General features: G+C 60.8%; 19 protein-coding genes and 2 pseudogenes. 7 read left to right on the forward strand and 14 right to left on the reverse strand.

Annotated features, from left to right (window positions below; translation table 11 throughout):
• Nucleotides 1-47: 47 nt before the first annotated feature.
• Genes L8K08_RS15320 through gnd form a run of 3 tightly spaced genes read right to left on the reverse strand, consistent with a single transcriptional unit; the run spans nucleotide 48 to nucleotide 3,372 of the window.
• Complete coding sequence (locus L8K08_RS15320; protein ID WP_242198338.1) at nucleotides 48-872, reverse strand: HAD family hydrolase; 825 nt, start codon at nucleotides 870-872, stop codon at nucleotides 48-50.
• Nucleotides 869-2,392: a glucose-6-phosphate dehydrogenase gene (gene zwf / locus L8K08_RS15325; RefSeq protein WP_242198340.1), complete on the reverse strand. Its 1,524-nt coding sequence runs from the start codon at nucleotides 2,390-2,392 to the stop codon at nucleotides 869-871. The genes L8K08_RS15320 and zwf overlap by 4 nt, the downstream gene beginning before the upstream one ends.
• Entirely contained in the window at nucleotides 2,389-3,372 is a 984-nt protein-coding gene (gene gnd, locus L8K08_RS15330; protein ID WP_065906492.1) for a phosphogluconate dehydrogenase (NAD(+)-dependent, decarboxylating), read from the reverse strand. Before gnd ends, zwf begins: the two co-directional genes overlap by 4 nt.
• 268 nt (nucleotides 3,373-3,640) lie before the next feature.
• Here gnd and L8K08_RS15335 point away from each other — a divergent pair, with 268 nt between their 5' ends.
• From L8K08_RS15335 to L8K08_RS15350, 4 genes and pseudogenes are all read left to right on the forward strand, one after another.
• A complete protein-coding gene (locus tag L8K08_RS15335; protein WP_164487944.1) occupies nucleotides 3,641-3,817 on the forward strand; it encodes a DUF6026 family protein in 177 nt (58 codons plus the stop codon).
• A gap of 151 nt (nucleotides 3,818-3,968) precedes the next feature.
• Entirely contained in the window at nucleotides 3,969-5,711 is a 1,743-nt protein-coding gene (locus L8K08_RS15340; RefSeq protein WP_242198342.1) for a phosphoethanolamine transferase CptA, read from the forward strand.
• Between the two features lie 127 nt (nucleotides 5,712-5,838).
• Nucleotides 5,839-8,075 (forward strand): annotated as a pseudogene (locus tag L8K08_RS15345) (TonB-dependent siderophore receptor).
• A gap of 143 nt (nucleotides 8,076-8,218) precedes the next feature.
• Nucleotides 8,219-8,440, forward strand: coding sequence for a hypothetical protein (locus L8K08_RS15350; RefSeq protein ID WP_242198344.1), 222 nt, complete (start codon nucleotides 8,219-8,221; stop codon nucleotides 8,438-8,440).
• Between the two features lie 102 nt (nucleotides 8,441-8,542).
• Here the strand turns inward: L8K08_RS15350 and L8K08_RS15355 are convergent.
• The 4 genes and pseudogenes from L8K08_RS15355 to L8K08_RS15370 form a co-directional block, all read right to left on the reverse strand.
• Nucleotides 8,543-8,732: pseudogene (locus L8K08_RS15355) on the reverse strand (GNAT family N-acetyltransferase); the annotation flags it as partial.
• Nucleotides 8,733-8,843: 111 nt separating this feature from the next.
• A complete protein-coding gene (gene zapE / locus L8K08_RS15360) occupies nucleotides 8,844-9,950 on the reverse strand; it encodes a cell division protein ZapE (RefSeq protein WP_242198346.1) in 1,107 nt (368 codons plus the stop codon).
• A 15-nt stretch (nucleotides 9,951-9,965) separates the two neighbouring features.
• Entirely contained in the window at nucleotides 9,966-10,301 is a 336-nt protein-coding gene (locus tag L8K08_RS15365) for a nuclear transport factor 2 family protein (protein WP_242198348.1), read from the reverse strand.
• 51 nt (nucleotides 10,302-10,352) lie between these two features.
• Nucleotides 10,353-11,069 (reverse strand): YafY family protein, encoded by a 717-nt coding sequence (locus L8K08_RS15370; RefSeq protein ID WP_242198350.1) that lies wholly within the window; start codon nucleotides 11,067-11,069, stop codon nucleotides 10,353-10,355.
• Between the two features lie 157 nt (nucleotides 11,070-11,226).
• Between L8K08_RS15370 and L8K08_RS15375 the strand changes: the two genes are divergently transcribed.
• Complete coding sequence (locus L8K08_RS15375) at nucleotides 11,227-12,273, forward strand: aldo/keto reductase (protein WP_242198352.1); 1,047 nt, start codon at nucleotides 11,227-11,229, stop codon at nucleotides 12,271-12,273.
• Between the two features lie 48 nt (nucleotides 12,274-12,321).
• Here L8K08_RS15375 and pepN read toward each other — a convergent pair whose 3' ends face one another.
• Genes pepN through L8K08_RS15405 form a run of 6 tightly spaced genes read right to left on the reverse strand, consistent with a single transcriptional unit; the run spans nucleotide 12,322 to nucleotide 18,822 of the window.
• Nucleotides 12,322-14,979: an aminopeptidase N gene (gene pepN, locus L8K08_RS15380; RefSeq protein WP_242198354.1), complete on the reverse strand. Its 2,658-nt coding sequence runs from the start codon at nucleotides 14,977-14,979 to the stop codon at nucleotides 12,322-12,324.
• Between the two features lie 13 nt (nucleotides 14,980-14,992).
• On the reverse strand, nucleotides 14,993-15,823 hold the full coding sequence (locus tag L8K08_RS15385; RefSeq protein ID WP_242198356.1) for a DUF2797 domain-containing protein: 831 nt from the start codon (nucleotides 15,821-15,823) through the stop codon (nucleotides 14,993-14,995).
• Nucleotides 15,820-16,080 (reverse strand): DUF1315 family protein, encoded by a 261-nt coding sequence (locus L8K08_RS15390; protein ID WP_017138108.1) that lies wholly within the window; start codon nucleotides 16,078-16,080, stop codon nucleotides 15,820-15,822. The genes L8K08_RS15385 and L8K08_RS15390 overlap by 4 nt, the downstream gene beginning before the upstream one ends.
• Before the next feature lie 14 nt (nucleotides 16,081-16,094).
• Nucleotides 16,095-16,964, reverse strand: coding sequence for a rhomboid family intramembrane serine protease (locus L8K08_RS15395; protein ID WP_242198358.1), 870 nt, complete (start codon nucleotides 16,962-16,964; stop codon nucleotides 16,095-16,097).
• Complete coding sequence (locus tag L8K08_RS15400; protein WP_242198362.1) at nucleotides 16,961-17,932, reverse strand: metallophosphoesterase; 972 nt, start codon at nucleotides 17,930-17,932, stop codon at nucleotides 16,961-16,963. Before L8K08_RS15400 ends, L8K08_RS15395 begins: the two co-directional genes overlap by 4 nt.
• A complete protein-coding gene (locus L8K08_RS15405) occupies nucleotides 17,932-18,822 on the reverse strand; it encodes an NAD(+) kinase (RefSeq protein WP_010210870.1) in 891 nt (296 codons plus the stop codon). Before L8K08_RS15405 ends, L8K08_RS15400 begins: the two co-directional genes overlap by 1 nt.
• A gap of 145 nt (nucleotides 18,823-18,967) precedes the next feature.
• Here L8K08_RS15405 and L8K08_RS15410 point away from each other — a divergent pair, with 145 nt between their 5' ends.
• Nucleotides 18,968-19,915: a DUF1853 family protein gene (locus L8K08_RS15410; protein WP_145165718.1), complete on the forward strand. Its 948-nt coding sequence runs from the start codon at nucleotides 18,968-18,970 to the stop codon at nucleotides 19,913-19,915.
• Here the strand turns inward: L8K08_RS15410 and L8K08_RS15415 are convergent.
• Nucleotides 19,908-21,527, reverse strand: coding sequence for a PvdJ/PvdD/PvdP-like protein (locus L8K08_RS15415; RefSeq protein WP_242198366.1), 1,620 nt, complete (start codon nucleotides 21,525-21,527; stop codon nucleotides 19,908-19,910). The genes L8K08_RS15410 and L8K08_RS15415 overlap by 8 nt on opposite strands.
• A 142-nt stretch (nucleotides 21,528-21,669) precedes the next feature.
• Between L8K08_RS15415 and pvdM the strand changes: the two genes are divergently transcribed.
• Complete coding sequence (gene pvdM, locus L8K08_RS15420; protein ID WP_242198368.1) at nucleotides 21,670-23,019, forward strand: pyoverdine-tailoring dipeptidase-like protein PvdM; 1,350 nt, start codon at nucleotides 21,670-21,672, stop codon at nucleotides 23,017-23,019.
• Nucleotides 23,020-23,026: the final 7 nt, after the last annotated feature.

Here is a 23,026-nt window from a genome sequence, read left to right on the forward strand (position 1 = left end):
AACAATGATCGGAAGTTCAGTCCATTCACGTTGGCCAGTGACGGCGCTTATCGCGCCGCCAGAATAAACCGCTCTAACGCTTGTGCAGCACCATCCTCGACATTGCTGCCGGTGACGACGCTGGCCTGACGTTTGACGGCCTCTTCTGCCTGGCCCATGGCAATCGACAAACCGGCGACGTGAAACATCGCCGGGTCGTTGCCGCCGTCGCCAATGGCGGCTGTCTGCTCAAGCGGTACACCCAGATGCGCAGCCAGGGCTTTCAAGGCATCACCCTTGTTGGCCTGCATTGCCGTCACGTCCAGGTAAATCGGTTGCGAACGCGACACATGGGCCAGCCCCTGAACCTTGGGCTGCAACTGCGCCTCCAGCTCAATCAGCAACTCAGCGTTGTGACTGGCCGCGACAATCTTGTCGACCCGATCCAGGTACGGCTCAAAACTCTCCACGACCAGTGGCCCATACCCCAGGCCAGCGGCTTCAACCGCTACCATCGGCCCGGGCGGATCACGCCGCAGCCATTCGCCATCGGCAAACAGCCAGACTTCGACGTCCGGCTGCCCGGAGAACAGCGCCAACGTGACCAGCGCCGCCTCCGCCGGCAGATGGTGGGCCAGCAGCACGCTGCCATCGGGGTTGATCAACGTGCCGCCGTTAAAGCCTGCCACCGGCACATCGATGCCGAACGTTTCGATCATCTGCATCATGGCCTTGGGCGGCCGCCCGCTGGCCAGGCTGAAGAACACGCCAGCGTCGCGCATGGCGCGCACTGTATCAATGGTGCGCTGACTGGGCGTGTGGTCGGGACGCAGCAGCGTCCCGTCCATATCGCTCAGGACAAATCGGATGGGATGGATCGCGGCATCATTCATCCCAGGCTATGCCAGGTGCGGCCATCGCGGGCCAGCAAGGCATCGGCCGCTGCCGGACCATCTTCACCGGCCTTATAGGCCTGGATGCCATCGTCCTCTTTCCAGGCGTCAAGGAACGGCTGCACCGCGCGCCAGCCGTTTTCGATGTTGTCAGCGCGCTGGAACAGGGTCTGGTCACCGGTCATGCAGTCGTAGATCAGGGTTTCGTAACCCGTCGACGGCTGCATCTCGAAAAAGTCCTTGTAGTCAAAACCCAATTCGATATTGGCCATCTCCAGGGTTGGCCCAGGCTTTTTGGCCAGCAGGTCGAACCACATGCCTTCATTGGGCTGGATCTGGATTTTAAGGTAGGTGGGCTTGAGCTCATCCACTTCGGTATCGCGGAACTGCGCATACGGCGCGTGCTTGAAGCAGATCACGATTTCGGTGTCGCGAATGCTCATGCGCTTGCCGGTGCGCAAGTAGAACGGCACACCGACCCAGCGCCAGTTGTCGATCATCACCTTGAGGGCAACGAACGTCTCGGTGCTGCTGTCGGGCGCGACGTTGGCTTCTTCGCGGTAGCCGGGGAGCGCCTTGCCGGCGATCTCGCCAGCGGTGTACTGGCCGCGTACCGAGTTGGCCCGCGCATCTTCCAACGACCAGGGCCGGATGGCGCCGACGACCTTGGCTTTTTCACCACGCACCGCATCGGCACCAAACGCCGCCGGTGGCTCCATGGCTACCATTGCGAGCAACTGGAACAGGTGGTTGGGCACCATGTCGCGCAGGGTGCCGGTTTTTTCGAAGAAATTTCCGCGGGTTTCTACGCCGACGGTCTCGGCCGCGGTGATTTGCACGTGATCGATGTAATGGTTGTTCCAGAACGCTTCAAACAGCACGTTGGAGAAACGGCTGATCAGAATGTTCTGCACCGTTTCCTTGCCCAGGTAATGGTCGATGCGGTAGATCTGCTTCTCGCTCATCACCTTGAGCAGGCACGCGTTCAGCGCTTCGGCGGTGGCGAGGTCGGAACCGAAGGGTTTTTCGATCACGACACGACGGAAGCCATCGTCGGTTTCATTAAGCAAGCCGGCGCTGCCCAGGCGCTGCACCACTTCACTGAAGAAGCGCGGCGCAGTCGCCAGGTAGAACACCGCATTACCGGTGCCGCTGTCGGCGATCTTCTTGCCGATGTCGACGTAGGTGCTGTCGTCGAGGAAATCGCCTTCGACGTAGCTGATGCCCTTGGCCAACTGTGCCCACAACTCTGGGTCGAGGGCGTTTTCGGCATTGCCCTTGACCTTGCTTGCGGCCTCGGTGCGGATGAAGTCCTCGAGTTTCTTGGCGAAGTCGGCATCACTGATGGCGTTGTGATCAACGCCCACAATGCGCAGGCCTTCGCCCAGCAGCCCGTCACGACTCAAGTTGTACAGCGCCGGCATGAGCAGGCGCTTGACCAGGTCGCCATGGGCGCCAAACAGAAAGAGCGTGGTGGGCGGAGCAGGTTCGGCCTTGGGTTTCTTGCCGTTGGCGGTCATTTTTTGGAAGTCTCCACATGGCCGCCAAAGCCGAAGCGCATGGCAGACAGCATTTTGTCACCGTAAGTGCTCTGCTGACGGGAACGGAAGCGAGCGAACAACGAGGTGGACAGCACCGGTACCGGCACCGCTTGCTCCATGGCCGCTTCGATGGTCCAGCGGCCTTCGCCACTGTCGGCCACGGAACCTGAGTAGCCGTCCAGCTTTGGATCGGTGGCCAGGGCGTCGGCGGTCAGGTCCAGCAACCAGGACGAGACCACGCTGCCACGGCGCCAGACTTCGGCGATGTCGGCGACGTTGAGATCAAAGCGCTGATCTTCCGGCAGGTTTTCCGAGTTTTTGGTTTTGAGGATGTCGAAGCCTTCGGCGAAGGCCTGCATCATTCCGTACTCGATGCCGTTGTGAATCATCTTCACAAAGTGCCCGGAGCCCGCTGGACCCGCATGGATATAGCCATGCTCGGCACGGCTGTCAGCCGAGGCGGAACGGTCCTTGGTGCGAGGGATATTGCCCAGGCCCGGGGCCAGGCTGGCGAAGATCGGGTCGAGGCGCTGTACAGTCTCGGCGTCGCCACCGATCATCATGCAGTAGCCACGCTCCAGGCCCCAGACGCCGCCGGAGGTGCCGACGTCGACATAGTGCAGGCCTTTTTCCGACAGGGCTTTAGCGCGACGTACGTCGTCTTTATAGTTGGTGTTGCCGCCGTCGATGATCACGTCACCGTCTTCAAGCAGCTCACTGAGTTCATTGATGGTGTTTTCGGTCGGGTCGCCTGCAGGCAGCATGACCCAGATGGCGCGAGGCTTTTGCAGCCCGGCTACCAAGGCCTTCAAGTCGGCAACGCCTGTGGCGCCCTCCTCGCTCAAGCCTTTGACGAATGCTTCGTTACGGTCGTATACAACGGTGGTATGCCCATTGAGCATCAGGCGCCGCGCAATGTTACCGCCCATGCGGCCTAGTCCGATAATCCCCAGTTGCATGTGCTGATGCTCCTAACTGCTAAATAAATGTGTGACATAGTTTATAGCGCAATGAGGCTAATGAGGGTTAGTCCAGAGCGGATCCTTGTAGTTTCATGACAAAAAAAGGCCATCGTTTCAGCATCACGGCCGCAAAAGTCACAGCGACCATCAAAAATAAAAAAGTTCCATTGATTCAAAAAAGAATTCAGAATCGCTGCGACTGTTGCCGAGGACCTCGATTAAGCGTTCCGGCACCGCGATCTACCGGCTATTTGCGAGGTAAGCAATGAGCACAGCACAGACGATCCGCCCGCCACAGACCCTCTATGTCACCGTCCGTCGCGACGAACTGCGCCAGTTGAAAGACGAGCGCGATCAGCTGCAGCAGGAAGTCCTGCGCCTGCGCTCACACCTTCAGGCGCAAATCAATCAAACGTCCGGGCCTCAGCCCGCACTTTGCTGAACGTGGGCTGAACGAAGCGTTCAGGAATAACTCACGAAGTTTTCACATCCTCCTCCCGATACTCCCGCCGAATAGGGCCACCCACATGCGGTAGCCCTCTGCTGCGCGTATTCCTGCGCGGCAACTGGCAATTATCGGGTTGGAGCGCTGGATGGCGATGTTCAAACGCAGCACGAAGTCTGCGAAAGGCTTTGATTGGGCCGGCCTTGGCTGGTTGTTTCTGTTTTTCTGGTATTTCTCGGGTATTACCCAACTGCTGATCCAGCTGACCGGCACTTCCGGCTTCAGCGGTTTTCGCCAAGCCTTCTTCCTGAGTGCGTTCTGGCTCGCGCCGATGCTGCTGTTCCCGCGCCGTACGCGCCTGCTCGCCGCCTTGATCGGCGTTGTGCTGTGGGCTTGCTCCATGGCCAGCCTGGGTTATTTCTTCATTTACCAGCAGGAATTTTCCCAAAGCGTCATCTTCATCATGTTCGAGTCGAACATCTCTGAAGCTGGCGAATACGCCACTCAATACTTTGCCTGGTGGATCGTGCTGGCGTTCATTGCCCACACTGCCCTGGCGATCTTCCTGTGGACCCGCCTGCGCCCGGTTTACCTGCCGCGCGGTCAGTCGATTCTCGCGGCCACCGCGATTGTCCTGGCGGTGGTCGGTTATCCGTTGGTGAAACAGATTGCAACCAACCCCACCATGGAACTGGCCATCGATGGCTTCGAGTCGCGGGTAGAGCCTGCCGTGCCGTGGCAGATGATCGTCGCCTATCGCCGCTACACCGAGCAGCTGAACAGCATGCAAGGCATGCTCACGAGCGCCAGCCAGATCCCGCCCTTGAAGAGCCTCAAGGACAGCATGGCCGGCCAGCCGTCGACCCTGGTCTTGGTAATCGGTGAGTCCACCAACCGCCAGCGCATGAGCCTTTACGGCTACCCGCGCAATACCACGCCGGAACTGGACAAGCTGCGCGACCAACTGGCGGTCTTCGATAACGTCATCACGCCGCGCCCTTACACGATTGAAGCGCTGCAACAGGTGTTGACCTTCGCCGACGAAGAAAACCCTGACCTGTACCTCAAGACGCCGTCGATTGTCAGCGTGATGAAACAGGCTGGCTACAAAACCTACTGGATCACCAACCAGCAGACGATGACCAAGCGAAACACCATGCTCACGACCTTTTCCGAACAGGCTGACGAGCAGGTGTACCTCAATAACAACCGCAACCAGAACGCCCGCCAGTACGACGGCGACGTGCTGGCACCGTTCGCCAAGGCCCTGGCCGACCCTACCGAGCGCAAGTTCATCGTGGTGCACCTGCTGGGCACCCACATGAGCTACCAGTACCGTTATCCGCCGACCTTTGACAAATTCACCGATCGTCAGGGCGTACCGCCAGGCATCAGCGACCAACAGTTGCCGACCTACAACAGCTACGACAACGCGGTGCTTTACAACGACTTCGTGGTGTCGAGCCTGATCAAGGACTACGCCAAGACCGACCCCAACGGCTTCCTGCTGTACCTGTCGGACCACGGCGAAGACGTATTCGACTCGGCCGGCCACGGCACGCTGGGGCGCAACGAAGGCAAGCCGACGGCACCGATGTACACCATTCCGTTCATGGCGTACGCCTCGCCGAAGTGGCGCGAAACCCACGACTGGAGTTTCGCCAGCGACCTGCAACGCCCTTACAGCAGCTCGCAACTGATTCACACCTGGGCGGACATGGCCGGGCTGAGCTTTGATGAATGGGACCGCAGCAAAAGCCTGGTCAATGACAGCTTCAAGGCGCGCCCGCGGATGATTGGCGACCCGTATATAGGTCAGAAAAAAGGCCTTATCGATTTCAGCTTGATCAAGCCGAAGAAGGTCGATGCCGCCGAAGTGGTGGTCAAGTAGTCACCGGCGTTGTAACACAAAGATAACAATCATTCTCGTTTGAGCCTAAAGTTCCCCCGCTCCTTTCGTCTTTGAGCCATGCCTTCCCTTTCCGGGTGGCATCAAAGACGACAAGGAGTCCGCTGCGATGTTCGCGCCTTTTACCCGTTCCATGACCCTCACCTTTGGCCTGTTCGGCGCCGTTGCAAGCCCGGAGCTGATGGCTGATACCGACCCCGAACACCTGCCGGCCAAAGCCTACGAACTGGGTGCGACCAGCATCACCGCCGAAGGCCTGGGCACCGCCACCGAGCACACCGGGGCTTACACCACCGGCTCGATGAGCACCGCCACCAAGCTGAACCTGTCCATCAAGGAAACCCCGCAATCCATTTCGGTGATCAGCCGCCAGCAGCTGGATGACTTCAATCTCAATACCCTCACCGATGCCTTGCGCCAGACCACCGGCGTTACGGTGCAGCACCTGGATTCGGACCGGGCGAGTTACTCTTCCCGCGGCTACTCGATCAGTAACTTCCAGATCGACGGCATGCTCAATACCTTTGGCCGCATGAAGTCCGACGCCGACACCATCATCTACGACCGCATCGAGGTTGTGCGCGGCGCCACCGGCCTGACGACCGGGGCGGGCGACCCTTCTGCCACCGTGAACATGATCCGCAAGCGCCCCACCACAGAGTGGCAAGCCAAGACCGGCGTCAGCGGTGCCAGCCATGACAACTACTACAGCTATATCGATGTAGGCGGCCCACTGGCGTTTGACGGGCGCCTGCGTGGCCGCACCGTGCTGGCGTACCGTGACAGCCAGTCCTTTCGCGACAGCTATGCGATGCAACGGGAAGTGGGCTACGGCATCCTCGAAGCCGATCTAACGGACAATACCGTTGTCGCCGTGGGTTTGGACTACCAGAACAAGCATGTGCGGGGCAGCTCCTGGGGCACCCTGCCCTATTGGAACAGCGATGGCAGCAAGGCTCGGCTGTCGCGTTCCGCCAACCTGGCGACCGACTGGAGCTCCTGGCCGCTTAAAGACAAAACCACCTTTGCCTCCATCGAGCATAAGCTGTCTGCAGACTGGCACCTGAAAGCTGCCTACACCCATCGCCAAAGCGACACGGACGGCAAGGTGTATTACGGCGGCGCCGGCTTTCCCAATCCGGATGGCAGCGGCATGACGGCCTGGACCAACCAGATGGTCGGCACATCGAAAATGGACGTGGTGGATTTGAATATCGCCGGTTCTTATTCGCTGCTGGGGCGCGAGCATGAATTAATGGTCGGGTATGGCGAATCCGAACAGCGCGATACGGCGCCTTTTCAGCGCGTCAATAATCCCCAGGGCTACACGGACATCAAAGATTGGCGACACATGAGTGGCATCGCCAAGTTCCCGGACCGCACCACTGGCCTCAAGGGCGAGCACAGCAACCGAAAACAGAAGGCGGGTTACCTCGCCACACGCCTGAGCCTGACCGACCGGCTGCATGCCGTATTGGGCAGCCGCTATGGCAGTTGGGAAATCGAAAGCGTCTCACCTGAATACAACACCGATAACCAACTGACCCAATCCACTAAAACCCGCCAGACCCACAACGACATGTGGACGCCTTACGCTGGCCTGCTTTACGACCTCACACCCGAATACACCGTGTACGCCAGCTACACCGATATTTTCAACCCGCAAACCGCGCGGGATTCCAGCAAGAAGTATTTGGAGCCGGTGGTGGGCAGCAACTATGAAATAGGCCTCAAAGGCAGCCTGTTGAACGAACGCCTGAACCTGGCGACGGCGTATTTCTGGAGCACCCAGGATAACGTGGCCGAACTGGACAACAACGCCGCGCCGGACCCGGTCAGCGGCGAGCAGTTCTACACCGCCAGCGGCAAAGGCAACAAGGTGCAGGGCTTTGAAGTCGAGGTGTCGGGTGAAGTCATGCCGGACTGGAATCTGTCGGCGGGCTATACCTATACCCACTCGGCGAACGGTGACAAGCAGCGCAACAACACCAACCTGCCGCTCAATCTGCTGAAAATCTCCACGGCCTATCGGCTGCCGGGTGAGTGGCGCGGGTTGACGGTGGGCGGCGCGGTAAATTGGCAGAGCGATTTTTACGCTTTCGCTGACCGACCAACAGGCGGCCGCGACGAGAACGGCTACCTGAACACCGAGAGCACCAAAATCACCCAACAGGCCTACACGTGGTCAACCTGATGTCGCGCTACCAATTTGACGAACATGTTTCAGCGTCGCTTAACATTAACAATCTATTTGATAAAAAGTATTACGAACGTGTCGGCTTTTATAATGGTGTGTATTGGGGCGACCCGCGATCCGTCACGCTTGCGCTGGACTGGAAGCTTTAAATCGCTGACCCGAAGTTAACAAAATCGTTAACTTCGGGGCCCCAAGCCGTTAATTCCCACTTAATAAGATCGCCCCACAATCGCCCCATGAATCTGATCACGGACGAGGCGGATACCGATCACACTTAATGGGGATACCTCTTATGAAACTTTCGACCTTGATGCTTGCCAGCCTGATGACCCTGACTTCCGTAGCCGCCTTCGCAGAAGGCGGTTCAGAGCGCTCGAAGGAGTTCTATAACAACTTCACCTTCATGCAACAGAAGACTCATGGCACCACTGACCAAACAGCGATTGCCGATGGCAAGAATGTAAAGCCCCACACGGTTGAACAATCCAGTGAAGAGCCGCAACCCAACAGCTGATTTAATACTTAGTTAATCCGCATTGCCCTGTGCCATCCCGCTCCGTTGGCAAAGGTTAACTTGGCGCCATTTAATGGCGCCTTTTTTTTTGCACGTTATTTATCAATGCGCTTTGTTCCACAACAGCCTGCGCCCCTGTGCCGGATCAAAGATCCGATTCATCAAAACCAAACTTGCGATACGCCGCCTGTGCCACGTCATTACCCTCGAGCACTTCAAGGGTGATCTTGCAGCAACCACGCTGCCGGGCGATTTCCCTGACCTTTTGCAGCATTTTCTGACTCAGGCCCAGGCGTCGGCGTGCACCGCATTGGTGTAGCTGGCTTGCAGCACCAGCGGTGTCTGGGGTGTCCATTTGCTTCCTCGATGATGCGCCGTGCGCGAAAAGACTCCGAAAAGACTCCTAGGTCCCGAAGCGCTGCAGTTGCATCTCCTGCAAGCGACTGAGCGTGCGGCGGAACGGAAACTCCAGGTAGCCTTCGGTGTAGAGGCTTTCCAGCGGCACCTGGGCTTCGATATATAAGGGCACCTTGCGGTCATAGCACTCGTCCACCAGGGCGATAAAACGTCGCACACTGTCATCGTGCACCGACAACTGCGGCAGCTCGCGGTCACCGGCCACCACACGTTGGGCCGCATCTTCGGTACCACGGGCGATTCGGGCCGGGCGTTGTTGTGCGCTCAAGCAGGGGACGTCGCCCAACAGGATGGCCGTGAAGCGATCACACAGCAGCATGAAGTCCATGGCGGCCAGCGGCCGCTCGCACAGCTCGGCGTAACGACACCAGAGCACCGTGTCGCAGGATTGCACCGCCACAATCGAGCGCAAGCCGACACTGATTGGCCCGCAGCGCACCGCCTGCCCTGCGCTCAATTGCTTGAACAGCGTCGCGAGCGCATCCGGCTGGTTCACCCAGTAGCGCTGCAGCCCCACGCCAGGATGCAAACGATGATCTTCGCCACCGTCTACCGCTACCACCTGCATGTGCTGTTTGATCGCCTCGATGCCTGGCACAAACCGCTCGCGGTTGAAGCCGTCGGCGTAGAGCTGATCGGGCGGCTGATTGGACGTGCTGACCATCACCACACCCTGATCAAACATGACCTGGAACAAACGGCCGAGAATGATCGCATCGCCAATGTCATTCACGAACAGTTCGTCAAAACACAGCACGCGCACTTGCTGACTCAGCTCGCGGGCCAACGCCTGCAAAGGGTCTTGGATACCCGTGAGTTGAAACAGACGCTGATGCACCCATCCCATGAAATGATGAAAATGCTGACGGCGTGCTGGCACCCGCAAGCTTTGATAGAACTGGTCCATCAACCAGGTCTTGCCCCGCCCCACCGGCCCCCATAGGTACACACCGGTCACTGGCGAGCGGCCCTGGTGCAGGGCTTCGTGGCAGTGTTGCAGGGCTTCAACCGCCCGGCGCTGGGCCTCGTCTGGCACGAAACCGGGCTGGGTGGTGGCGTATTGATAAGCGGCGAGAGGCGAGTCGAAAGTCATGCGCGCCAGTATGACTTACACAGAGATATCCAGCCGCGAAATCTTGCCCTGCTCGTTCAGTCGAAAGGTGTAGCGCAGCTCCAACGGGCTGCCGGGGAAATTACCGGAAACCACATTGCTGACCAACACTTTGCCGGTGCGATGCTGCACGTTCAGCACTTCAACCCGAGGCTGATAACGACGCCCGGTGTCTTCCATCCAGCGCGCAATCGCGGCGGTGCCGACTTGATGCTCACCCTCATCAAACACATTGGCATCGTCGGCAAAACACTCGGCAATGCTTGAGGTGTTGCGAGTATTGGTCGCGGCGATGTAGGCCACAATCGCGGGTGCCAACTCAGGAATGGACATGGCGCAGCTCCTTTTTAATGATTTATGACGCCATGCTAAGCCACGGTTGTGTCAGTTTTTGTCAGGAGTAAACGGCGCGGATTCGTTCTGCTCCATCAGCTTGCGCCAGGCTCGCAACAGGTCACTGCGTCGGCCAGGGTAGCGATCACCCTGAGCCTCGGCTGCGGCCACTCGGTCAGTGCGAAAGGTGCGATAAGCGCCGCGCAACTCGCACCACGCCACAATCACGCGCACGTCATTGAGAAAACCCAGGGCCAGCGGCCAGATCAGGCGCTGGCTCTGGGTTTGGCTGGCGTCGGCGTAATCGATTTGCAGCTTTTCCTGGTTGCGGATCGCCTCGCGAAACACGTTCAGCGGCACGCGATTTTCCGGGTAACCGAACCCCGGAGGGCCGGGCAACAGCGTGGGGTTGCGCAATGCTTCCTGGGCGGCGGGATCAAGCACATCGGCGATTTTCGCCAACGCATTGGCCGCGGCGCGGCTCAGCACATCGTCGCCACGTTGGTCGACATAACGCAGGCCCAGCACGATCGCTTCGGTTTCCTCGGCGTTCAGCATTAATGGCGGCAGAAACAGCCCGCTGCGCAACACGTACCCTACTCCGGCCTCGCCAAAAATCGGTGCCCCCAGCGCTGTCAATTCAGCGATATCGCGATACAGCGTGCGCTCGGACACCTCCAGTTGCGCCGCCAGTACGGCGGCCGTCACCGGGCGTTTCTTGCCCCGCAGGGCCTGCAACAAGGTCAGCAATCGTGTGGTACGCGACACGTCAAACCCACCGAGAAAGGAACAAGTACCGAAGCTTAACAGAGCCTCCTGTCAGAAAACGTCAGCAGTAAAAAGCCCCTTGACCGAATAAATTACGAAGATCATATTAAATACATGTTTCAAAACATGTAAAAAATCACCCCACAGGAGTCTTTGTATGCGCAATACAGTCTTTGGTCGCCGCAGCGGCCTGCAGGTATCGGAACTGGCCCTGGGCACCGGTAATTTCGGCACAGGTTGGGGCCATGGCGCCGAGCGCGACGAAGCCAGGCAGATCTTCGATGGCTACCTCGAAGCAGGAGGCAACTTCCTGGATACCGCCAACGGCTACCAGTTCGGCCAGGCCGAAAAGCTGCTGGGGGAATTTATCGCCGCCGAGCGCGACAACCTGGTGGTCGCCACCAAATACAGCCTGCGCACCCAGCCGTCCGATGAAGGCACGCTCAAGCTCGGTAACAACCGCAAAAACATGGTGCGTGCCGTCGAGGAGAGTCTCAAGCGCTTGAACACCGACCGCATCGACCTGCTCTGGGCGCACATGAGCGATAACGTCACGCCGATGGAAGAGATCCTGCGCGGCTTCGATGACTTGGTGCGTGCCGGCAAGATCCACTACGCCGGCCTCTCCAACTTTCCCGCCTGGCGTATCGCCCGCGCGGATCTGTTGGCCGAAGTGCGCAGCTTCGCGCCGATCATCGGCGTCCAGGTGGAATACAGCCTGGCCGAGCGCAGCGCCGACCGCGAGTTGCTGCCGATGGCCGAAGCGTTGGGCCTGGGCGCCACGCTGTGGTCGCCGTTGGGCGGTGGTTTCCTCACCGGCAAATACCGTGAAACGCAGGACGACAACCGCGCCAACAAACTGGGCATGCTGATCCACTCGGAAAAGAGCGCCCGCGAAACCACCGTACTCGACACCCTGCTGGCAGTCGCCGGCGAACTCGACGCCAGCCCGACCCACGTCGCCATTGCCTGGCTGCGCGAAAAAGCCCGCCGCTCGACCACCGCGCTGATCCCGATCCTCGGCTCCCGCACCCGCGCGCAGCTCGATGCAACCCTGGGTGCGCTGAACGTGCAATTGTCGGCCGAACAAGTGACCCGCCTGGATGGCGCCAGCGCCCTGCCGCTGGGCGTTCCGCACACAATCATTGCCGAGCGTTTCCCTACCGACACCGGCTTGGACGCCCCTCGCCCACCCGTTATCTGAGGCGAAAAAAAACGGCCTGAGCAGGCCGTTTTTTTTCAATCGCAGACCTTACGCAAGGCTCTTGCTGACCACCTCGAATACGTCGCTGGACAGCTCACCGGAGGCACGAATGCGCTCCAGCTCCGCCTTCATCAGCGCCTGGCGCGCGCTGTCGTATTTGCGCCAGCGCGTCAACGGCGCCAACTGGCGCGAAGCGATCTGCGGGTTGAACCCGTTCAACTGGATCACCAAATCGGCCAGGAAACGATAGCCCGAGCCATCGGCAGCGTGGAAGTTGATCAGGTTCTGCCCGGCAAACGCGCCGACCAGCGCCCGCACCTTGTTCGGGTTCTTGATGTTGAACGCCGGGTGCTCCATCAATGCCCTGACGCGCGCCAGGCCGCCCGGCAAGGTACTGCCGGCCTGCACGCTGAACCATTGGTCCATGACCAGCGGGTTGTCCTTGAAGTTCTCGGCAAACACCGCCAACGCCTGCGCCTTTTCCGCCTCAAACGGCGAGTTGACCAGCACCGCCAGCGCCGTCAGGCGCTCAGTCATGTTGTCGCTGGTGTCGAACTGGTCCAGCGTCGCCGCCAGCACTTCCTGCTTGCCGCTGAGCATCAGGTACGACAGCGCAATGTTCTGCAGGGCGCGACGGGCAAAGTGCTCGGCCGCGGCCACGTAAGGTGTCTGCTTGGACAGCGCGCGGTTCGCCTGGTAGCGCAGCCACAGCGATTCGTAGAGGTTGTCGGCCAGTTGCTTGCGCGCATACTCACGGGCGGCGTGAATCGCGTCCACATCCGCCACTTCACTGATTTCAGTCAGGTAGGCTTCGCTTGGCAGCGAGAGCATCTCGGCGACCATCGCCTGGTCCAGGCTTTCATCGCTCAACACCGTGCGCAGCGCGTCGATCAGCCGTTGATCCAGCTTCAGCGGCTGACCCGCTTGATGCTGTCCGATCAGCTCCTGCAACACTTGCACCGACAGTTGCTGGCCGGCATCCCAGCGATTGAATCCGTCGCTGTCGTGCTGCATCAGGAACATCAGCTGGTCGCGGTTGTACGGGAAGCTCAGTTTCACCGGCGCCGAGAAGCCGCGCAGCAACGACGGCAGCGGTTGTTCGGCGATATCAACGAAAGTGAAGGTCTGCTCGGCTTCGGTCACCGAAATCACTCGGGACGTGGCGCCAGCGCTGGCCTCACCGGCCAGGCGCAAGGCAATACCGGCGCCCTTGGCGTCCAGCAGGCCCAGCGCCACCGGGATCACGAACGGCAGTTTTTCAACTTTGTCCGGGGTTTGCGGGCAGCTTTGACGGAAGGTCAGGCTGTAGGTCTTGGCAGCGGCGTCGTAGGACTCGCTCACCGCCAGACGCGGAGTACCGGCCTGGCTGTACCAGCGTTTGAACTGGGTCAGGTCCGCGCCGCTGGCGTCTTCCATGGCCTTGATGAAGTCGTCGCACGTCACCGCCTGGCCGTCGTGGCGCTCGAAATAGAGGTCACTGCCCTTACGGAAGCCTTCAGCGCCGAGCAAGGTGTGGATCATGCCGACCACTTCCGAGCCCTTTTCGTACACGGTCAGGGTGTAGAAGTTGGAGATTTCGATGAAGCTGTCCGGGCGCACGGCGTGGGCCATGGGGCCTGCGTCTTCAGCGAACTGGTGAGTGCGCAGGTACGCCACGTCCTGGATGCGCTTGACCGTGGCCGAGTTCATGTCGGCGGAGAAGCCGGAATCACGGAACACCGTGAAGCCTTCCTTCAACGACAGCTGGAACCAGTCGCGGCAGGTCACGCGGTTACCCGACCAGTTGTGGAAGTATTCGTGGGCCACGATCGCCTCAACCCGCTGGTGCGCGGCGTCAGTGGCGGTTTCGGCGCGCGCCAGCACGGCGCTGGAGTTGAAGATATTAAGGCCCTTGTTCTCCATGGCGCCCATGTTGAAGTCGTTGACCGCCACGATCATGAAGATGTCGAGGTCGTACTCGCGGCCGTAGGTCTCTTCGTCCCAGCGCATGGATTTTTTCAGGCTGTTCATGGCGTGCTGGCATTTGTCGATGTTTTCCGGCTCGACGTAGATGCGCAGCGCCACTTCACGATTGGTCATGGTGGTGAAGGTGTCTTCGACGCACCACAAATCACCGGCCACCAGCGCGAACAGGTAGGCCGGTTTCTTGAACGGGTCTTCCCAGGTCGCCCAGTGGCGCCCGTCTTCACCCGGGCCGCTGGCAATCGGGTTGCCGTTCGACAGCAGCACCGGGTAGCTGTGTTGCTCGGCGATCACCGTGGTGGTGAAGGTGCTCATCACGTCCGGGCGGTCGAGGTAGTAAGTGATCTTGCGGAAGCCTTCGGCCTCGCACTGGGTGCAGAACATGCCGCTGGATTTGTACAGGCCTTCCAGCGCGGTGTTGGTTTCCGGGTGGATGCGCACGCTGGTGTCGACCGTGAAGGTCTCGCGGGTCGGTTGCAGGGTCAGGTGGCTGTCGGTCAACTGGTAGTCGGCTTCGCTCAGCTCACGGTCGCCCAGGTTGACGGTCAGCAGTTCAAGCTGCTGGCCATCGAGCACCAGCGGCGGCAGGCCCGCACCACGCTCGGGGTTGCGGCGCATCACCAGCTGCGCGTGGACCAGGCTGTGGTCCTCGAACAACTCGAAGGTCAGGTGCGTCTCTTCGATCAGGTAGTCCGGCGCCTGATAGTCCTTCAGGTAAATCATCTTCGGTTGTTCGGTGCGCATGGGTGGCATCCTTTTACTGATGCACGGCGAGCTGGTAGGCCGTGTACTTACGAATGTTGATAACGCCGGTGTCGAAGATCAGGTATTGGCCCTTGATCCCCAACAGCGTGCCTTCGGCAATCGGGTTCTTGTCCAGGTTGAAGCTGACGATCTTGGTCGGATACTGCTCGACCGGGTAGCGGATTTCGATCGGTTCAATGTCGGCAATCGTTTGGATGGCCTGCAGGCCAAAGCGTTCCTGCAAACCCAGCAGGCCTTCGGCGCACGAGGCAAACAGTGCATCGCGCACTTCAGCCAGGTCCACCGCCACCGCATCGCCCTTGAGCAGTGCGCGCCAGTTGGTCTTGTCGGCCACCTGGCTGCGGAACAGGTCTTCGACGAAGCCCGATTGCTGGCGGGTTGCCACGCGCATGATCGGCAGCGCCTGGCTGGCGCCCTGGTCCAGCCAACGTGTCGGCAGCTGGGTAGCGCGGGTGATGCCGACCTTGATGCCAGACGAATTGGCCAGGTAGACCACGTGGTCGGTCATGCAGAATTGCTCGCCCCAGCCCGGATCACGGCAGGTGCCGGCGTCGTAATGGCAACGCTCGGGGCTCATGATGCACAGGTCGCACTGGGCCAGTTTGGTCATGCACGGGTAGCAATAACCCTGGCTGAAACTGGTTTTGGTCTTGCGGCCGCAATGGCTGCAATGGATGGCGCCGAGGTATTCCAGGCGCACGTGCGTGCCGATCAACGGATTGACCGGCACCTCGGTATCGCCCAGGCGAAACGCGTATTGAACGGTCGGCTCACCGAGTTGCGCCGACATTTTGCTGACTGCACCGCGACCAATTTCAATCAATGGATCGCATCCGACTTGAACAGAATGTTCGGCACCGGTGCCGATTTCGACGCGCATTCCTGCGGGCCCATGTAGCCGGTGCGCTGCTCTTCGGGCAGGTTCTGGATTTCCCAGGCGATCACCGCTTGCAGCGACAACTCACGCTGCTCGGCGGTGAGCTTGCGGCCGTCGGACCACTTGCCGATTTCCACGGCGAGCTTGAGGCTCTCGTAGATGTCCGGGGTGATGTTTTCGATCATTTCAGCAAAAGAGGACATAAGGCTCTTCCTTATCAAATGGAGGCTTTGCGGCGGTTGTACAACCCACCCAGCAAGCCCGTCAGGCAACCGATGACCAAGCCGCTCAGATGAGCCGCGTTGGCGATTTCGCCGAAACCGATCATCGAGATCAGCCCCGACATGCAGAGCACCAGCCATATCAGCATCATCGCCAGCACCCCGCGAGGCAGGCGATAAGCCGGGTTGGGCGACAGCAACTGGAAAATCCAGCAATGCCCGAGCAAGCCATACAACACGCCGGACAGGCCGCCAAACAGGCTCGGGCCGCCATAGGCGTATTGCGCGTAATTGGAAACCAGGCTGAACAGCAGGGTCAGGCCCAGCAGGTTGATACTGCCCTGGCGCACTTCAATGCGCCGGCCGAGTTCCCAGTACCACATGCCGTTCATGGCCAAATGCAGAATGCCGAAGTGGATCAGCATCGGCGTGACCAACCGCCACCATTGCCCCGACGCCATAGTCTCGGCAAAAGGCGTGAACTGGAGGTACTCGCCCGTCACATGGAACGGCAGAAACGTCAGCCAGCTCATGGTTTGCAGGTTTTCACCCAGCAACGTCACCGCGCCAACAATGATGCTCGCCAGCAGCACCAGCGCCGTCACCGGGCTGTGGCGTACCTGCTGCACAAAGCTGGGACGCGTAACGGGCGCCCGCTCGGGGATGTCCAGTTGCTGGTCCGGATCACCGTCGGGAAAGCGTTGGTACAACACGCGCACGTCGTCGCTGATGGTTTCGGGCACCCACAACACCTGCTCGCCGGCCTCTTCGCTGACACGATGGGGCACTTGCATGCGTTGCAGCAACTTGACGAAACCCGCCAGGTCGACACTCAGCGGCAAGCGTAAAACAGCTACGGTGCTCATGAAATAACCTCAGGGCGCTCAACGTCGACCCAGACAAATTTACGCGGATCCAGCTGGGTTTCCTGGTCTAGCCGATACGCCACCAGCTTGCCGTACAGCACAGCGCTGTAATCCAGGCAGGCCAGGTTCGGGCGGATCGGCACCGGTTTGCCGCTGCGCCAGTAATGCCCGACGAACAGCAACGGCTCGTCGACGCCATAACGCAGCAGCGAATTTTTTTCGCTGGACGACAGCGGCGTACGCGCCACCGGCTCCGGCAGCGCATCGGGCTGGAACACGATGTCGCCATAGGTTTTCGGGTCGTCTTCCCAGAATTTGGTGCGAAAGAACGAGCGCGTCAGCCCATCGCCACCGGTCAGCGTCAGGCCATCCGGCAGGCGCATGTCGGTGCCGCGCAGCAGGCGGTCGAAGGCGTTGCAGGCAAAACTGCCCGGTACGGCGGCGGCCTGCAGAAAGTGCTGGTCGATGCAGCCATCCGGGAACGTCGCGCGCAGCGGCTGGATAAAGCCCTCGTCCCAACACGCGTGCACCACACGGAAACGCCCGGCATCGACAAACAGCGGCATGTCATAGAACCAGCCGAGAAAGTCGTGCCAGTCGGCCGGGTGGTGCTCGAACTGGGTCAGGGTCTCGTGGATCAACCGCGCGTGGCGTGGGTTGTGCTCGCGCACGAACTGCTTGCCGCTGCCCGGCGGCACGGGTGTGCTCCAGCCCAGCGCGTTGAACTCGTGGTTGCCCATGATGCACAGCGCCTGACCGGCCTCGGCCATGTCGTGGACAATATGCAGCGCCTCGCGAATGCGTGGGCCACGGTCGATGATATCGCCGAGGAACACCGCCATTCGCGTCGGATGGCGCCAGGTGCCGCCCTGTTTGTGGTAGCCCAACCGGTCGAGCAAGTGCTCAAGAGTATGAGCGCAACCGTGCACGTCACCAATCAGGTCGTAGCTACGCGCGGGATCGAGCATCAGTCGCCTCCACCCCCCAAGCGGCTGCCCCAGCCCAACTTGGTCCGGCACACTTCGTAATAGTTGTGGTCCAGCGGGTGGATCAACCGCAACTTCTGCGCCTTCTTACTCACGGTGATGGTGTCACCGGGGGCGCAGGTGAAATGGTTCTGCCCGTCACAGGAGACTTGCGGGTAGATCTGCATGTCTTTGGACACCACGATTTTCAGCTCACTGTTGCCATCGACCACAATTGGCCGGCTGGACAACATATGGGGGTACATCGGCACGATCACAATGGCATCCAGCTTGGGGTGCATGATCGGCCCGCCGGCCGACAGCGCGTACGCCGTGGAACCGGTCGGCGTGGCCACGATCAGGCCGTCGGCCTTCTGGCTGCACACGAACTGGCCGTCGATATACAGCTCGAACTCGATCATCCGCGTCGACTTGCCGGGGTGCAGCACCACGTCGTTGAGCGCGTCGCCCTGGCCGATGGCTTCGCCGTGGCGGCGCACTTCGGCCTGCAGCAGGAAGCGGTTTTCGACCAGGTAATGGCCATCGAGCACCTTGGCCACTTCGACTTCCAGGTCATCGGGGCGGATATCGGTCAGGAACCCCAAACTGCCGCGGTTGATCCCCAGCACCGGCACGTTATGCCGCGCCAACGCCCGGGCTGCGCCGAGCAGGCTGCCGTCACCGCCGACCACAATCACCATGTCGCAGACTTCGCCGAGCATTTTGCGCGACGAGGTTTGCAGGCCATGGCCCGGCAGGATTTCGGCGATGGTGTCTTCGAGGATCACGTGCAGGTGGCGCTCGAGCAGAAACTTTTTCAGTCGGCGGACGGTGTCCAGCACCTGGGTACTGCCCAGGCGACCGATAATGCCGATATTGCGAAATTGCTCCATGGGGCTCCTGCGGGGTTTGGGGTGTGGCGAAAAACAACGATTATGGGCGAAAGGCCGCGTCAGGCAAAATCCTTTGTCGCCGTGAACCCTTGATGACAATGGTTCTCAGCCACCTGTACAGACGTTAAACGGCTATGCTCGGACCATGACTGTGTTCCCGGATTTGCACAACCTGCCCCGCCAACTGCGCCACCCCGAAGTGCGCGATTTGGCGTGGGTGATGCTTGCCCCGCCGATGCTCGCGCAAACGCCCTGGCCGCAGCGCCACCCGCTGGCGGGCAGCGAGTGGGTGCAGGCACCGCATCTGCTGGAGCGATGGTTACGCGCGCTCGATCAAGACAGCAGCGCCTTGCAGCACTGGCTAAGCCTTGCCCGCACACGGCGCCTGGGCCTTTACTACGAGCGCCTATGGCAATTTGCCGTGCAGCATGCGCCGGGCGTGGAATTGCTCGCCGCCAACCTGCCGATCCGCCGCGCCGGGCATACCTTGGGCGAGCTGGACATGCTGCTGCGCGACCGCGATGGCGTGCACCACCTGGAACTGGCGATCAAACTGTATCTCGGGCCGCAGGACGGCAACGGCCTGGACGCCGCGCAATGGCTGGGGCCGGGGTGCCATGATCGGCTGGACCGCAAGCTGGCACACCTCGCTCAGCATCAGTTGCCGATTTCAGCGCGTGCGGAAAGCCGCGAGGCATTGGCGGCGCTGGATATCCAGCAGTTCGATGCGCATTTGTGGCTCGGCGGGTATTTGCTCTATCCCTGGCCCGGCCAGGCCGAACCCCCTCACGGTGCCCATCCGCAGCATCTGCGGGGGCGCTGGCTGCATCAGCGCGATTGGCCGGCGCTGGTCAGTGCCAGCCCGCCGGGGCGCTGGCAACCGCTGCCGCGGCATGCCTGGCTTGCGCCGGCGCATTACCCGCAGGACGAGGTGTGGAGTGAGGAGCAAATGCACGGCTGGCTGGCGGCACTTGACCCGATGGCGCCGGCGCAGCTTCTGGTACGCATGGTTCGCAATGGCGAGGATTGGGAAGAAGCCGAACGCCTGTTCCTGGTGGCCGACCTCTGGCCCAACGTCCCAGGCGTTACTTGACCTTCAAGTGCCGTGCGTACCAGGGCCGCCTCGGCACACGCTTGAACAATGCCTGCAAGCCTTCGTCCTCAGCGGCAAAGGTAATACGCAGCGCCAGCTTCATGGTCTCCGGGTCCATCTCCATCGACCTGCCCATCTGCAAACCCGGCGTGGTGCTGCAGCCGTGGGTGTCCGGCCCCAGCCACGGATCGCCGACTTCCACCCAGCGCCCCTGCGCGAACCAGTTCACGCCATTGACTTCCAGCCGGCTGACCTCACCGGGGTTGAAGCGCTCGTGGGCGCGAAACCAATCCTCGATGCGGTCATCGATCCAGCCGTGAAAATGCCAGAACACCGGGTTTACATGGGATGAAAACGGGTCACCGAGAAAGTCGTTCTCCGGCGCATACCAACGCGCGGCAAAGTCCGACGGGTCGCGGGCGAACGGCACCGGCGCGCCGTTGGACGGGTCACGCGGCACCGAGGCCCAGCGCATGTGCAGCCAGTCGTGCAGGCCTAATTCCATCTCGGAACCCAATTGCCCAAGGCTCAGCTTGGCCAGGTAACGTGGGTCGCGGTATTGGGATTCCCAGACCTGAAAGTTGCTGTGGTAAGTCTGGGCCGCCTTGATATCGCTGACCCACTGGGTGTATTCGCTGTCATCCGGCGCCGACCAACAGGGCGGCAACGCGAAGCCGTCGTGGTTATCGAAGTAACGCACAAAGCCCAGACGGTCGCGTTCCAGCGCCGGCTGCGGCTCGGGGAATTGCGGCCACGACGGCAAATCTTGCATGGAACGCGCATTGCCGAGCATATGGCGGTGCATGAAAAAGAAGTCGATACCCGAGCCGTTGCGATCTTTGCGTTTGCCACGGGCGTCGCGTTCCTGGCCGCGCGGGCCGGGCTGCCAGCCGATGCCGCGCAAGGCGTCGCGCTTTTCTTCCGAGAGCTTGTGCCACTGGTCGCGGGTGGCGTGCCAGAGTTGGTGAAACAGGCGGTGCTCCGGCGAAATCAGCCAGGCCAGCAGCGTCGGGTTCAGGCCGATGCGTTGGCGGGCTTCGGGAAACAATTGCTTGTGGGCGATAAAGCGGTTGTCACGCTCGGTCAATGCCAAGGGGCGATCGAGGTTGAGGATCTGCCCGCTGAGGGTGCTGCTGCCGGCGTTAGCGAAGTCGGCCCAGACTTCATCGAGGGTCATCTTGAATTCATAGGCCGGTGCGCCGTCGGCCGCCTCGCGGTCGATCAGGCGCCAGTAAAGCAAGGCGCCCTCGCCTGTCAGCACGTCACCGAGTACGCGGTAACGCGGCTCACCTTCGGCGCGCAGGGCTTCAGCGGTGTCCAGGTAGCCGCGCAGGCCACGGCCACGCGGGGCGATGTCCAGCAGCAGTTCCAGGCCTTGCAGTGGCAAGCCCTTTAGCCCGGCGTCGCGGCCTTCCAGGCGCAGGCTCCACACACCGCGCAAAATGTTCGCCAAATGCTGGCCTTCGGTATCGGCCAAATCCACCGTGGCCTCGCCCGGGGTAATGGGGAATTCTTCTTCACGCGTCAGCTCGCGATGGGCATAAAAGGCCGCCGGCACGGCAGCGCCCGTCAGCGCCAGGCCTGCGATGAACCCACGTCGAGAGATCGTCATTGTTTACCTTAGGAAACGGCTTAATCAGAGCTAGAACGTTTGCAGCCTTCGCAAATTTACCGCCGCGCGAAGCGGGCCTAAATTTCCCCGGCCATGACTCGTTCTTCCCTGATAGCAAAGGCCTCAACTGACTGAGATGGCAATGACAAAACCACGTTCGAAAAAGGCGCTGTTGATCGGCCTGCCGCTGGCATTGGCCATCGGCGCCGGGGCCGGCTTTCTGGTCTGGGACCACTGGTTTCGCGGCAATGCCGGTTACCCGCTGGAGGTGATCAAGCAAGCCAATGAAATGCAGGACCGTCTGCTGTCGTTCGACAGCCACATCACGGTGCCGATGGATTTCGGCACGGCCGGCAATGAGGCCGACAAAGATGGCAGCGGCCAGTTCGACCTGGCCAAGGCGGCGCGCGGGCGCTTGTCGGGCGCAGCCCTGACGATTTTCGGCTGGCCGGAAATCTGGAACGGCCCCAACGCGCCGCATAAGCCCACCGACGGTTTTGTCGAGGAGGCCCGCCACGAGCAAGAGGTGCGCTACAAGATCATCTCCGGCATGGTGCGCGACTTTCCCAACCAGGTTGGCATCGCCTACACCCCGGACGATTTGCGCCGCCTGCACGGTGAGGGCAAATTTGCGGTGTTTATCAGCATGCTCAACGCCTACCCGCTGGGCGATGACCTGAACCAACTGGACCTGTGGGCGGCGCGCGGCATGCGCATGTTCGGCTTCAGTTATATCGGCAATAACGCCTGGTCCGACTCGTCGCGCCCACTGCCGTTTTTCAATGATTCGACCGACGCCCTCGAAGGGCTGTCGCCCATCGGCCAACAGGCAGTGCATCGCCTCAATGACCTGGGCGTGATCATCGATGTGTCGCAAATGTCGACCAAAGCCCTGGAGCAGGTGGCGCAATTGAGCCGCACGCCGATGGTGGCGTCCCACTCGGCGCCACGCGCCTCGGTGGATATCCCGCGCAACCTCAGCGACAAGGAGTTGCAACTGATCAAGAACAGTGGCGGCGTGGTTCAAGTGGTGGGCTTCCCGGCCTATTTGCGTCCGCTGAGCCAGCCAACCCAAGACAAACTCAACGCCCTGCGCGCGCGGTTCGACCTGCCGCCGCTGCCCAACCTGGCCATGGCCCTGATGCCCGGCGACGCAATCATTGCCGCCTGGCCCGAGCAGAAGTTCGGCCAGTACGCCCAGGGCCTGTACGGCATTCTCGAAGAAGAACCCAAGGCCACCCTCAAGGATTGGGGCGACGCCATCGACTACACCGTGCGCAAGATTGGCATCGATCACGTCGGCATCTCGTCGGACTTCAACGACGGCGGCGGCATCCAGGGCTGGGAGAACGTCGGCGAGGTGCGCAACGTCACCGCTGAGCTGATCCAGCGTGGCTACTCCGAAGCCGACATCGCCAAGCTGTGGGGAGGCAACTTCCTGCGCGTATGGGACCAGGTACAAAAAGCCGCCAAGCCCTTGGCCAACCGCTAACCACCTA

This window comes from Pseudomonas sp. TREG-RG-20F-10-E-6-01 (assembly GCF_022662455.1).
Classification (GTDB): Bacteria; Pseudomonadota; Gammaproteobacteria; order Pseudomonadales; family Pseudomonadaceae; genus Aquipseudomonas.

What these genes read in the sequence shown, in the direction of transcription:
- L8K08_RS15320 (WP_242198338.1), bottom strand. Translation starts at nt 872, where the DNA reads ATGAATGATGCCGCGATCCATCCCATCCGATTTGTCCTGAGCGATATG.
- zwf (WP_242198340.1), bottom strand. Translation starts at nt 2,392, where the DNA reads ATGACCGCCAACGGCAAGAAACCCAAGGCCGAACCTGCTCCGCCCACC.
- gnd (WP_065906492.1), bottom strand. Translation starts at nt 3,372, where the DNA reads ATGCAACTGGGGATTATCGGACTAGGCCGCATGGGCGGTAACATTGCG.
- L8K08_RS15335 (WP_164487944.1), top strand. Translation starts at nt 3,641, where the DNA reads ATGAGCACAGCACAGACGATCCGCCCGCCACAGACCCTCTATGTCACC.
- L8K08_RS15340 (WP_242198342.1), top strand. Translation starts at nt 3,969, where the DNA reads ATGGCGATGTTCAAACGCAGCACGAAGTCTGCGAAAGGCTTTGATTGG.
- L8K08_RS15350 (WP_242198344.1), top strand. Translation starts at nt 8,219, where the DNA reads ATGAAACTTTCGACCTTGATGCTTGCCAGCCTGATGACCCTGACTTCC.
- zapE (WP_242198346.1), bottom strand. Translation starts at nt 9,950, where the DNA reads ATGACTTTCGACTCGCCTCTCGCCGCTTATCAATACGCCACCACCCAG.
- L8K08_RS15365 (WP_242198348.1), bottom strand. Translation starts at nt 10,301, where the DNA reads ATGTCCATTCCTGAGTTGGCACCCGCGATTGTGGCCTACATCGCCGCG.
- L8K08_RS15375 (WP_242198352.1), top strand. Translation starts at nt 11,227, where the DNA reads ATGCGCAATACAGTCTTTGGTCGCCGCAGCGGCCTGCAGGTATCGGAA.
- pepN (WP_242198354.1), bottom strand. Translation starts at nt 14,979, where the DNA reads ATGCGCACCGAACAACCGAAGATGATTTACCTGAAGGACTATCAGGCG.
- L8K08_RS15390 (WP_017138108.1), bottom strand. Translation starts at nt 16,080, where the DNA reads ATGTCCTCTTTTGCTGAAATGATCGAAAACATCACCCCGGACATCTAC.
- L8K08_RS15395 (WP_242198358.1), bottom strand. Translation starts at nt 16,964, where the DNA reads ATGAGCACCGTAGCTGTTTTACGCTTGCCGCTGAGTGTCGACCTGGCG.
- L8K08_RS15400 (WP_242198362.1), bottom strand. Translation starts at nt 17,932, where the DNA reads ATGCTCGATCCCGCGCGTAGCTACGACCTGATTGGTGACGTGCACGGT.
- L8K08_RS15405 (WP_010210870.1), bottom strand. Translation starts at nt 18,822, where the DNA reads ATGGAGCAATTTCGCAATATCGGCATTATCGGTCGCCTGGGCAGTACC.
- L8K08_RS15410 (WP_145165718.1), top strand. Translation starts at nt 18,968, where the DNA reads ATGACTGTGTTCCCGGATTTGCACAACCTGCCCCGCCAACTGCGCCAC.
- L8K08_RS15415 (WP_242198366.1), bottom strand. Translation starts at nt 21,527, where the DNA reads ATGACGATCTCTCGACGTGGGTTCATCGCAGGCCTGGCGCTGACGGGC.
- pvdM (WP_242198368.1), top strand. Translation starts at nt 21,670, where the DNA reads ATGACAAAACCACGTTCGAAAAAGGCGCTGTTGATCGGCCTGCCGCTG.